Origin of the sequence: Aquimarina mytili (genome assembly GCF_016735115.1) — a bacterium.
Classification (GTDB): Bacteria; Bacteroidota; Bacteroidia; order Flavobacteriales; family Flavobacteriaceae; genus Aquimarina; species Aquimarina mytili.
In genome coordinates this window covers 186,581-199,002 of sequence record NZ_JAERQJ010000002.1, presented here as the reverse complement: position 1 = coordinate 199,002, position 12,422 = coordinate 186,581, and the positions used below count along the sequence as shown (strand labels likewise).

Genomic DNA, 12,422 nt, shown 5'->3' with positions numbered 1-12,422 from the left:
GTGCTAGTTATCTTATAACACTATCATAAAATACATTTGCATGTTTTGGAAGTCGCATATTCAGGTCATTTTGAATTGCAGTTACAACTTCTGGATACATAATGTATTCTAATTCGTGGCAGTATATTTTAGAGAATTCGGTAGCTAATACAAGCGTGTTATTGAAGTTTTGCGTGATATATTTCAGAAAATATCCATTACCCTGAAAAGTATTATTGATACCAGCAGTGGTGTTAATTCCATTAGGTAACTCAATTTTTGACAAGGTTTCACACCATGATTGTGCAAAAACGTCGTACTTTGAGTTATCTATATTTGTAGTTCCTAAGTTAATTACTGGAACTTCTCGATTCCAACGACGCCAATTGTAAGAGTGCATATCATAAACAATTGCAGAACCGTATTTAGATTCGATTTTTGATACTAACGCATGAACTACTTTGTAGAAATTATGGTGTTTTTTCAAAGAGCGATTTTTAAAATCATCTGATAGCGGTTTTTTCCATAATTGTTTCCCCCAGGCGTCTTCATAGATTGCATTTTCAGGAGCTCTATTTAAATCATATTCAAACCTGGAGTCACATCCTGCAATTACGATTGGGTGATCCTGAATCATTTGTCTTGTTGCCGGATCTTCTTCATACCATCGATCATACTCAGAATGTAAGCAATTGCTCCATAGTTCTTTACGAAATTGATGCCCGTCATGAACAGCACCACAGATATAATGCGCATAGGAATCAATTTTTAGTGTAAATGAATAATCTTCGGCAACGGCAAAAAAAGGTGTCTCAGCGTTTATTGCAGCAATAATTTCATCAATAGATAGCTTATGCATCATCTACAGTTTTTCTCAATTTTGCTTTTCTATCAAACCTATTTACTCGCTGTACCACTTTATCCTCGATAAAATCCACAACTTTTTCCTGAAGTTTGACCTTATATTTTTTGTTGATATACGTTATACCACCCGGACTCATTACATTAACTTCGACTAACATTCCATTAATAACATCAATACCAACAAAATAAAGACCATCTTTTACTAATTTAGGCCCAATCTTACGACATAATTCTTTTTCTTGTTTTGTGAGAGAATGTTTTACAACAGAACCTCCGGCAGTTACATTTGATCTATGATCATCTTCGCCTGGAATTCTGCGCATAGCACCAATAGGTTTTCCATTAAGAATAAGAATACGTACGTCTCCTTGATCTGCTCCTTCAATATAATCCTGTAGGATTACATAATTGGTAGAGCCATCTTTATTATCGATATAAAAATCAAGTAATGATCGAATACTACGCATAGCTCCTTTTTCTATAAGAATAACTCCAGAACCACCAAAACCGTTTAATGGCTTTAAAATCATTTTATCATTTGGAGCTTCTTTGATCATTTTTATTAAATAATCTTTGTTTTTTGTTACATGAGTTTTAGGGATAAAGTGTGTTTCAATATCCTCAAAAGCCGCTGTATATAATTTGTTGTTTGATCTGCGTATACCATCTATATCATTTATGATAAATACATCATCTTTTACAGAATCCAGAAAGTTCAGCATAATCATATCTAATGGCGGATTACTGCGTAAAATAATCACATCAAACCCTGCTAGTGGTAGCATTTCATCCCTAAAGGTAGTTTTGGTATGGAAAGATTTTAATGAAGAAGAAATTTTTTCAACTCTATTAATGACTTTACAAAAAGAGAACGTAACACTATCTCTAATGGTAAGATTTGAAGGAGTAGCAAGTGCAACTCCATGACCACGCTTGGTACATTCATGGATTAAAGTCAGTGATGTATCATTCTCTGGATCGATTTCTTCCCAGGGATACATTAAAAAACAAACATTCATTGCAGATGATTTTTGAAAGTAAAAATTTACGTTTTTTATGATAAAATCAAGAAAAAATAGAAATAAATTTTAGGTATCAAAAAGGAAATGTCTCATTCACACGTAAGATCAATTGCTATCTTTTTCATTTTCTTCCATATTTGATGTTCAGGTGCCTGGGGTGATATATTAAATAATGCAAGATGTTTTTTTTCTAAGGTGCAATATCTATAAGTAACTATAATATTGAGATTTACATCCTTTCTTGTTGTAAACGGATCATAGGTTAATATTTTTCCGGCATATACAGAATCATTTACCTTTTCGAAGAAAGCTTTTGATTTTGTAATGTCAATATTAGACTTCAATTCTTCTTTAGAAATAACTTTTATTAAACCGTCAAAATAGGTTTCCATATCAGATTCTAATTTTTTTGAAGATAGTTCGGGATCTTGATCTAGTATCCATAAAAAAGCATAAGAAAAATAATCAGCTGCATTTTTTTTACCCCATCCTGGAGCAAAACGAATGTGTTCTGTACCAAAATATTCTAATGATGGGGCAAATTCTAAAGGAAAATCAATAATTTCTGAACGCCAGTTTTCTTCTGTTATTAAAAGGTTTTGTTGCGAATTATGTGTTTTACACTGCAAAAAAAGTAGTAAAATAAAAAAAAAGGGCACGGTTTTTGGAAAATTCATATTCGATGTGTTATTTTAGGAATAAAAGTAATAAATTGGATTATTATATTATTTGCCTAAATTTGTGTTAAATTAAATGGAATACAAAACCTACAAAATGAATTATTATAGAACATTTTTACTACTAGTATTTGTTTTTGCTATTCAGCTAGCCCCAGCTCAAACTGAAGAAGAACGAATTGAAGCCGAAATTATTAACATCCAACGAACTGTCGTTGGTAAGTTAACTGGCCATGAACCTATTAAAGGAAAGAAAACGTTATCGAGCAGAGCAAGTGCTTCTGAAAGAAAAATTACTGCTGATTTTTTATCAAACTCCCTTAAAGAGATTGGACTAAAGCCAGAAAGGAATGATTATAACGTAAAGAATAAAAAAGGAGATCAGTTTCAAGGCTCTAATATTTATGCAACAATTCCTGCTACTAATGGTAGTGATGAGTATGTTATAATCTGTGCGCATTATGATACTGTAGAGAATAGCCCTGGAGCAATACATAATGCCACTGGTATTGCTATTGCATATTATGTAGCTAAAAAATTGGCAGAGTTAGAGGAACGAAATAAAAATTTCATGGTTGTATTTTTTGACCATTGGAAAAGTAATATGATCGGAACTCGAATGTTTACCAAAATGTTACAAACTGAAGGGTATAATATACATTCGATGCATAGATCGGATTATATGGGATGGGATAATGATGAAGATAGAGCTATAGAAATGCTTGCTTCTAATCTTAGTTTAGAGTCTTTATACCGTATAGAATCTCCTGTGCCAATTTATAAGAGAACTGTAGCTACACCAGAGAGTAGATTCTTTTCTAACTTTGGTTATGATACAGTAACACTTACTGCAGAACTTAAAAATGCTGATAACTCTCCATTTGTGAAGCAAAGTTCTGATAAGTATACTACCGTTAACTTCAAATACCTTGCATCTACTACTAGTATTGTGTATAATGTAATGAAGGCAATGGCTAAAGAATAAATAGTTCTATACTAAAAAATAAATCAATAATTTAAAGCAGTTCTTATTTGCGTAATAAGAACTGCTTTAATTCTTTATAGCTATTAATGGAATAGCTTTTTTTCTCTTTATTCATTACTTTTTGTATTTGTGATGGTATTTCAATAGTTGTGTTTAGAGTCTCTTCCACAACATCTAAAAACTTTACGGGATGAGCCGTTTCTAAGAAAATACCATAATCATTACCATTAAGACCTTGCTTTTTCAATCCTAAATAGCCTACGGCTCCATGCGGATCAGCAATGTAACCTGTAGTGTCAAATATTTTTTTCATAGCTTCTTTGGTTTGTGAGTCATCAAAACTAAAAGCAGAAAAAGAGTGTTTTAATTGCTCGAAATTATTATCAAAAAGTTTTTGTATTCGAATAAAATTACTGGGATTACCTACATCCATAGCATTAGAAATTGTAGCTTTTGATGGTTTTGGAGCGTATTTAGATGTTTCTAAATATCGAACTACCGTATCATTTATGTTTGTTGACGCTATAAATTGTTTTACTGGTAGCCCTAATTTGTGAGCAACGATACCTGCACAGATATTCCCAAAATTTCCGCTTGGAACAGAAAAAACTACATCTTTTCCTTTACTTTTAACTTGTTTATAGGCAAACAAAAAGTAGAATAACTGTGGAAGCCATCTTGCAACATTAATAGAGTTGGCAGATGTTAATTGTCTATAATCTGTAATATCACTATCCAAAAAGGCAGTTTTTACCATGTCTTGACAATCGTCAAACACTCCATTGATTTCTAATGCAACAATATTTTGTCCAAGGGTTGTAAGCTGTTTTTCTTGTATGTCACTAACTTTACCAGAAGGATAAAGAATAACTACATCAACACCTTTTACACCTAGAAATCCATTAGCAACAGCACCACCAGTATCGCCAGATGTTGCTACCAAAACGGTTACTTGATTATCATTATTTTTATTAAAATACCCGAGGCACCGTGCCATAAAACGGGCTCCAACATCCTTAAAAGCCATTGTTGGTCCATGAAATAATTCGAGAGTACCTATATTATCTTCAACTTCTACAACAGGAAATTCAAAACTTAGAACATCATTAAGGATATCTTTTAATTCGGTTTCCGGAATTTCGTCACCTACAAATTGCCGGATTGCCTGATAGGCGATCTCGATATTATCAAGAGTTTCGATAGTATCAAAGAATGATTTTGGCAAAGGTGCTATGTGCTCTGGAAAGTATAATCCTTTGTCTGGAGCAATCCCTTTGATAACCGCTTCAGAAAAAGATGCTTTTGTTGTATTATTATTTAGACTGTAATATTGCATTAGTATATATTCTTTATCGTATTAGAGTATTGCAGAAAATTCTATTTCCACTAAAATGTTTGGCGAAATCAATTTAGAGACTTCAACCATTGTAGCTGTTGGTTTTATTTCGCGAAAAAACTCACCATGCGCTTTACCAATTTTTTCCCAATTTGAAATATTGGTACAGTACATTCTGGTTCTAATTACATTGCTTAAATCGGCTCCAAGTTCCTTTAAAGCTTTTTCGGCAATTTTGATAATTGCTACGGTTTGCTCGTATTCATCTTTACCTTCTGCTGTAGTGCCGGCTATTTCTATAGTATTACCTACTTTTATAGCTCTAGAATATCCTACAATATCTTCCCAGGGAGCACCACTTGATATTTTTTTGATTTCCTTCATTTTTTAATCAATTATTTTGACTCCTTGACTATTAATCTTGGATACATGAATGTCGTAATCAAGTCCTGTTTTACTGTACACTTCTTGTATGGCTTCTGCCACTATGTTTGCAGTTTGCTCTCCTTTACTTAAAGCAAAAATAGACGGACCAGAACCCGATATACCACAACCTAAAGCTCCTTTTGCTATAACCTCCTTTTTTACGGTATCAAATTCGGGAATTAAGATTGACCTTAGGGGTTCAATGATTACATCTTGAAGACTGCGACCAATTAGATCATAATCTTCAGTAAATAACCCTGTAACTAATCCTCCGACATTACCCCATTGTTGAATAGCTTGTTTTAAGGATACGTTATGTTTGATTATTGATCGTGAATCTGAAGTTTTTACTTCGATTTGAGGGTGAATTACTGTCATTACCAAATCCTTTGGTGTATGAAGCTTGATTACATCCAGGGGTTCATAACTTCGTACTAGTGTAAATCCACCCAAGAGGGCAGGAGCTACATTATCTGCATGGGCATTACCACTAGCTAATTTTTCGCCTTCCATAGCAAATTGTACCAATTCTTGAGCTGTAAAAGGATTTTCTAAAAGATGATTTACTGCCCACACGGCGCCTGCACTACTGGCAGCACTACTTCCTATACCACTACCGGCTTTAATTTTTTTATAGATTTCAATATCTACACCTACTTTTTTTTCATATGATGCTAATAAGGCTTCTACTGCTACACCTGCAACATTTTTGTGCGTTTCAAGGGGAAGGTTTGCTCCATCAATTTTAGTAATCTTCACTTCATTACTGTTGGTAAGAGAAATCTTCATTTCGTCCCCTACAGTATCTAAGCAGCATCCCAAAACATCAAATCCACAAGAAAGGTTGGCTACAGTAGCGGGAGCAAATATTTTTACACTTTTCATTTTGATCTACTTTTTACCAATTCGTATAATATCAGCAAAGATTCCTGAAGCAGTAACATCTGCACCTGCGCCGGCTCCTTTTACAATTAAGGGTTGTTTTGGATATCGATCCGTATAAAAAAGCACAATGTTATCGCTTCCTTCAAGGTTATAAAATGGATGATCTGCTGGGATATACTGTAGCCCTACTTTTGCTTTTTCATTTTCATATTGAGCAACATATTTTAAGCGACAATCCTTTGAATTTGCTTCATTTAAGATAGCTTTAAAATGATCTTCATTTTCTTTTAGCGAATCAAAAAAGTCTTTAACGTTTGCTGTATCCAAACTCTCTTGCGGTAAAAAAGCTTCTTTTTCAATATTTTCGAGCTCCATAACTTTTCCACTTTCACGAGCTAAGATAAGGATCTTACGAGCGACATCAACTCCGCTAAGATCGATTTTGGGATCGGGCTCAGTATACCCTTCTTCCTGAGCTTGCTTTACAATATCATGAAATGTTACACCCTCTGCATAATTATTGAATACAAAATTTAAACTACCAGATAGAACCGCTTGTATTTTGTGAATATTATCACCTGATGCAATTAGATTGTTTAGCGTATCGATGATTGGTAAACCCGCTCCGACATTGGTTTCATATAAAAAGGACGCATTAAATTTTCTGGATAAATCTTGTAGTTCTTCATAATTAGTATATTCATCTGCACATGCAATCTTATTACAAGTAACTACGGCCATACTCTCTCCTAAATAATGTTTGTAGACTTTTGCTATATCCGGATTGGCAGTATTATCTACAAAAATTGAGTTACGAAGATTCATTTGTTTGGCGGTCTCAAAAAACTCAAGTGCATTAGCTTTTTTTCCTTTTGCAAGAGATTCTTCCCAGATGTTTAAGTCGATACCATTTTCATCAAAAACCATTTTTCTAGAATTTGATAGACCTATAACTCTAATTTTGAGACGTAACTTATCTTTGAGGTATTTTTTTTGTTGTTCTAATTGACCAATTAACTTACTTCCAACATTACCAACCCCAGTGACAAATAAGTTTAATTGTTTTGTTTTTACTTCAAAAAATCGTTCATGTAAAGTGTTTAATGCTTTCTTTATGTCCTTTTTCTCGATAACAACAGAGATGTTTTTTTCTGATGCACCTTGTGCAATCGCTCTGATGTTTACATTGTTTTTACCTAAGGTGCTAAACATTTTTCCGCTAAGCCCTTGATGATGATACATATTATCACCAACTAAAGCTACTATAGCTGCATCATTTTCAATTTTTACAGGGTTTACTTTGTGTTTAGAGATCTCAAATTCAAAAGTAGCATCCAATATTGTTTTTGCTCTTTCGGCTTCAGAGACATCTACTGCCAAACATATAGAATGTTCTGATGATGCTTGAGTAATTAAAATTACATTTATATTTTCTAAAAAAAGTGCTTCGAATAAACGTTTTGAAAATCCCGGAATTCCGATCATTCCACTGCCTTCTAGTGATAAGATGGCTATATCATCAATGTGCGTAATACCCGTTACGGCATTTTGTTTATTATCAACTTTTCTTGTAATAAGAGTTCCTTGATCTACGGGTTCAAAAGTATTTTTGATTACAATTGGAATATCTTTTTCAAGAACCGGTTGTATCGTAGGAGGGTAAATAACCTTAGCTCCAAAATGGGAAAGCTCCATTGCTTCCTGATACGAGATATGACGAACCGGTCTTGCTTGCTTTACAAGCTTAGGATTTGCTGTATACATACCACTTACATCGGTCCATATTTGCAGTTCTTGTGCGTCTACCGCCGCGGCAAGAATAGCAGCGGTAAAATCAGAACCACCTCTTCCTAGTGTAGTAGGTTCTCCATCTTGAGTTCTTGCAACAAACCCAGGAAAAAGACTAATCTTATGCGCATTATTATTCAAAAAATCTTGAATTCTATTATTTGTTTCTTTGTAGTCAATAGCAGTTTTAGAATTTATTGTCTTGATAATAAAATCTCTTGAATCCTTAAGAACAATGTCTAACCCTTTAATTTTTGCTGCTTCTACAATGATATACGAAGAGAGCATCTCACCAAAACTTGCAATTACAGCTTCGGTTTTTGGAGACAATTCGCTTAGTAGAAAAACCCCAACACATAAAGATTCCAGTTTGTTTAATTCTGTTTTTACTTTACTGATTACGGCACTTTGTGAAACCACCGGAATAAGCTCTTTTATTGCGGTAAAATGCCGTTCTTCGATTTCTAAAAGTGTTTTTTTATAGTTTTCATTGTTTTCTGAAGCTTCTTTACCAGCTTGTATTAGCAAGTCTGTTATTCCACCCATGGCAGAAACGACCACATATATGGGGGCTTTTTTTGATTGCTTTTTTATGATATCGATTACATTTTCTATAGTCGCTGAATTAGCAACAGAAGAACCTCCAAATTTTAGAACGTTCATAATATATTTTTAAATTGAAATTAATGTTTAAGGCTTGCTTTCGGTAGTTATATTAACTACGTACTCATTTTGTTGGTGATATGAAAATAAATTAACCCCTAAGGGTAATAATTGTTGTAGTACGTGTAATAGAAGTTGCCCCAGAAATGATAATCATTCCTAATATGGTTAAAAAAATTATGATAGCTACTGTACTAAACATTAGTTTGCCTTATATTTTAATTCAAATGTATAATTTTTTACTTTTAGAGAAAATTAAATTAATACTATCCTTAAACTTTTGTTAATTCAGTAATTTAAGACTTATTTCATTATAGAATTCCTAATAAAAATATCAAACCGCAACTGTGATGCTACCAAACTGGTATTAATTTCTATGTTATTGTAACATTGCTATACTAAACTAAAATAGATACATGAAAATATTTTCTGCGCAGCAAATGCGAAAGGCCGATGAAGCAACCATGCAATCCAAGAACATAACTTCATTAGAATTAATGGAGCATGCCGCTACAAAAGTATTCAATCTTATTCATGAGAAATTACAAGGAGCTCCAATGCTTGTTCATGTGTTTTGCGGATTAGGTAACAACGGAGGTGATGGGTTGGTTATTTCAAGATTATTAGTTGAACATGGTTATAATGTAAAGGTGTATATAGTTAACTTCAGTGATAACCGCTCCAAAGAATTTTTGGTAAATTATGATCGCTTTAAAGATATTTCCAAAGAATGGCCTATTCAAATAAAATCTGAAGAAGATTTTCCAGAAATTAACTCAAAGGATATGGTGATTGATGCTATTTTTGGTATCGGACTTAGTAGACCTCTATTACCATGGGTGACTTCATTAATAAAACACATTAATACTTCTAGAAGCTTTACTGTATCGGTGGATATTCCTTCAGGTTTATATGCAGATAAAGCTCCAGATGATCCTCAAGGCGCAATTTTTGCCAGTGTAACGGTTACATTTCAAACGCCTAAATTAATTTTCTTCTTACCACAAACAGGAATATATACTCAGGATCTTGAAGTCATAGATATAGGATTAGATCAAAATTATTTACAACAACAACCAGGAATAGCAGAATTAATTAGTAAGAATGAAATATTACCATTATATCGTTCAAGATATAAATATAGTCATAAAGGCAATTATGGACACAGTATTATAGTAGGAGGGAGTTATGGTAAAATTGGAAGTGTAGTTTTGGCAACAAAAGCGGCTTTAAGAACGGGTGCGGGTCTAATTACGGCTTATGTTCCAGAATGTGGGTATGAAGTGCTACAGACATCGGTGCCCGAGGCTATGGTAATAACAGATGATGACGATGAACTTTCGGAAATTAGACTAGATTTTAAGCCATCTGCTGTAGGTATTGGAGTAGGAATAGGAACGAGTGAAAAAACAATAAAGGCCTTTGAAGAATTTCTAAAAGAGAATACTTCGCAACTAGTTATTGATGCCGATGGGATCAATATTTTGGCAAAACACCCTGAACTTATCGAAAGTCTAAATGAAAATACAATATTAACACCACATCCAAAAGAGCTAGAAAGACTGATAGGAGCGTGGAAAGATGATTTTGAGAAAATAGAAAAGACAAAATCATTTTCTAAAAAACATCGTTGTATTGTGGTTATAAAAGGAGCTAATTCTTTAATAATTTATGGTGATCAAATGTATATAAATAATACAGGGAATCCTGGTATGGCAACCGCAGGAAGTGGTGATGTGTTAACAGGAATTATTACAGGGCTACTATCTCAAGGATACGATGCCTTGCAAGCTACAGTTTTTGGAGTGTATTTACATGGAAGTGCAGGGGATATCGTTGCATTAGAAACTGGTTTTGAATCGCTAATGGCTTCAGATATTATTTCAAAAATTGGTTTGGCCTTTTTGGGATTGTTTAAGACACCGGATATAAGAAAAGAAAAATCTTAATTTTAATTTCTCAATAGTTTTATTTCTGTTCAAAAGATAGTAGAAAAAATCCCTTAAATATTTTTTTAGCTTTTATGCGCTCTTTTTCTGATATAGGATTGTTATCTAAAATTAAACCTGCTAATGGGTATTTGGCAGATTCATAAACTTGCGGAATAGATCTAATATTATTGTTGTTGATATGTGCCATAAATAAAGAGCGCATTTCAGTAAAAACAATAGGCAATTCCTGAAACTTATTGTAACCTGCATGAACTACCCATAACTTACTCATTTTGGACATTGAATTTGGTAGCATCTTTAATTTATTTTGATCTATATAGAGAAATCGCAATTGTCTAAGATGACCTATGGTTTCGGGTAACTCTTCTAAATTATTATTATCAATCCATAGCGAATACAATTTTGGTAATTGACCTAAAAGAGTATAGCTATTAGAATCTGTTATTGTATTATATGAAAGGTTTAGATCCTTTAAAGCTTTTAGTTTAATGATATTATTAGGTAAATTTTTAATATTATTCCCTTTAAGGTTTAAAAATTCTAATTGATCTTTTGGAATAATTTCAAAAACTTGTTTAAGTTCTAAATCTGGATTATATGCAATTGACAATTGTTTCAGATTTGAAAACTCGCTTATAGATTTCGGGATACTTGATATAGCTAAACTGTCAAGAATTAATATTTCTAAACTTTCTTTTGATGCTATTTTTTGAAACACTCTTGTTAAGTCTATGTTTGAATTACCACTAATGTTTAGCATTTTTAAAGATTCTATCTTTGAGATATTATCAGGTAAAGAATCCAGGTTTTGATAACTTAAATCTAATCGATAAACTTTAGTGGTATCGGTATTTGGAATAGATGTATACGTATGACTATAAAAATTGACATATGTATTACAACAGGTAAAAAATACCAATAAAAACAATCCTGTAAAAAATGAAAGTTTTCTAGTCATTAGTATTTTCTTTTAAGAGAACGTTTCCAGAAATTTCTATATACAATTTATCTTTCACATCTACTCGCCATGGAAATCGAGGATTTAAACCAATACCATCATGCAATGTGTTTTGAATATAGGCGCCTGCTTTTTGGCTATTCATCCCTAATTTTGTATGTAGCGTATAATTATCCTTTTGATACGTCCCATAAGTGTATATGTTTCCATAAAATAAGCTTTTAAATGGAGGCAAAGTATACCATACATTTTTTCTGCTATCATCAGAGTTTATGGGGTTTCTTGGGGATTTGCTATAATCAGGTCTAGGGGTAAAAAGATCTACTCCTAATCCGAGCTGATAAATAGTATTAAGGTCTTCAATTTTTGAAAACCCAATATCTAGTGAACCCGTTACGCCATAATCTGTTCTGGATCCATTAAACCAGCCTATTTTAAAATCATTAAGAAACGCAAAATGAATGTTATGATTTGCATTGCTAAACCTTAATAATAATGCTCCTCTCCTTATTCCATAAGTTTTTAATTCTTTAGGTAAAAAATCTTTGCCAAATCCAAATCCTAAACCATTGAAACCTCCTTTTCCATAGGGGTTAAATAAAACTGAGGTATTCATGTTGGAAACAGAAGAACCCAAAAGATTACTGTTTTTTCCTATTCCTCCTAATGCAAAAAACTCATAAGAATATGCCAATCCTGATATTCTCATTGTATGGCGTTTAATAAACTGATAAGAGGCAAATGATATCCCACTCTCTAAAGATATATCTCCATAATTTATCGTGCCAAATCCAAAAAGCCCCAGTTTTAGCCATTGATTTTGATTTCCAAGGGTGATTTCGGCATTAAGAAGAACCCCTCCATCCACTTGCAATTTTTGAGAATAT

At 33.0% G+C, this 12,422-nt stretch carries 11 protein-coding genes; 2 read left to right on the top strand and 9 right to left on the bottom strand.

Features of this window, described 5'->3' with window-relative positions; translation table 11 throughout:
- Positions 1-7: 7 nt before the first annotated feature.
- The 3 genes from JJQ60_RS05745 to JJQ60_RS05735 all read right to left on the bottom strand — a co-directional run bounded on the left by JJQ60_RS05745 (position 8) and on the right by JJQ60_RS05735 (position 2,542).
- Positions 8-838, bottom strand: a complete 831-nt coding sequence (locus JJQ60_RS05745; RefSeq protein WP_201918199.1) for an N-formylglutamate amidohydrolase — start codon at positions 836-838, stop codon at positions 8-10.
- Positions 831-1,862, bottom strand: a complete 1,032-nt coding sequence (gshB, locus tag JJQ60_RS05740) for a glutathione synthase (protein WP_201917604.1) — start codon at positions 1,860-1,862, stop codon at positions 831-833. Before gshB ends, JJQ60_RS05745 begins: the two co-directional genes overlap by 8 nt.
- A 92-nt stretch (positions 1,863-1,954) precedes the next feature.
- Positions 1,955-2,542, bottom strand: a complete 588-nt coding sequence (locus JJQ60_RS05735) for a hypothetical protein (protein WP_201917602.1) — start codon at positions 2,540-2,542, stop codon at positions 1,955-1,957.
- A 97-nt stretch (positions 2,543-2,639) separates the two neighbouring features.
- Here JJQ60_RS05735 and JJQ60_RS05730 point away from each other — a divergent pair, with 97 nt between their 5' ends.
- The gene (locus JJQ60_RS05730) at positions 2,640-3,527 is read left to right on the top strand and encodes a M28 family metallopeptidase (RefSeq protein WP_201917600.1); all 888 of its coding nucleotides are present in this window, start codon (positions 2,640-2,642) and stop codon (positions 3,525-3,527) included.
- 43 nt (positions 3,528-3,570) lie between these two features.
- Here JJQ60_RS05730 and thrC read toward each other — a convergent pair whose 3' ends face one another.
- The 4 genes from thrC to thrA are packed head-to-tail and all read right to left on the bottom strand — an operon-like array spanning position 3,571 to position 8,625.
- Positions 3,571-4,863, bottom strand: coding sequence for a threonine synthase (thrC, locus tag JJQ60_RS05725; RefSeq protein WP_201917598.1), 1,293 nt, complete (start codon positions 4,861-4,863; stop codon positions 3,571-3,573).
- A gap of 21 nt (positions 4,864-4,884) precedes the next feature.
- The gene (locus JJQ60_RS05720; RefSeq protein ID WP_201917596.1) at positions 4,885-5,247 is read right to left on the bottom strand and encodes a RidA family protein; all 363 of its coding nucleotides are present in this window, start codon (positions 5,245-5,247) and stop codon (positions 4,885-4,887) included.
- A gap of 3 nt (positions 5,248-5,250) precedes the next feature.
- The gene (locus JJQ60_RS05715) at positions 5,251-6,174 is read right to left on the bottom strand and encodes a homoserine kinase (RefSeq protein ID WP_201917594.1); all 924 of its coding nucleotides are present in this window, start codon (positions 6,172-6,174) and stop codon (positions 5,251-5,253) included.
- 6 nt (positions 6,175-6,180) lie between these two features.
- Positions 6,181-8,625, bottom strand: coding sequence for a bifunctional aspartate kinase/homoserine dehydrogenase I (gene thrA / locus JJQ60_RS05710; protein ID WP_201917592.1), 2,445 nt, complete (start codon positions 8,623-8,625; stop codon positions 6,181-6,183).
- Between the two features lie 416 nt (positions 8,626-9,041).
- Between thrA and JJQ60_RS05705 the strand changes: the two genes are divergently transcribed.
- Complete coding sequence (locus JJQ60_RS05705) at positions 9,042-10,574, top strand: NAD(P)H-hydrate dehydratase (RefSeq protein ID WP_201917590.1); 1,533 nt, start codon at positions 9,042-9,044, stop codon at positions 10,572-10,574.
- 19 nt (positions 10,575-10,593) lie between these two features.
- On the opposite strand, the gene JJQ60_RS05700 is transcribed toward JJQ60_RS05705, so the two are convergent.
- Both JJQ60_RS05700 and JJQ60_RS05695 read right to left on the bottom strand, forming a co-directional pair.
- Complete coding sequence (locus JJQ60_RS05700) at positions 10,594-11,535, bottom strand: leucine-rich repeat domain-containing protein (protein ID WP_201917589.1); 942 nt, start codon at positions 11,533-11,535, stop codon at positions 10,594-10,596.
- Complete coding sequence (locus tag JJQ60_RS05695; RefSeq protein WP_201917587.1) at positions 11,528-12,403, bottom strand: hypothetical protein; 876 nt, start codon at positions 12,401-12,403, stop codon at positions 11,528-11,530. Before JJQ60_RS05695 ends, JJQ60_RS05700 begins: the two co-directional genes overlap by 8 nt.
- Positions 12,404-12,422 lie beyond the last annotated feature (19 nt).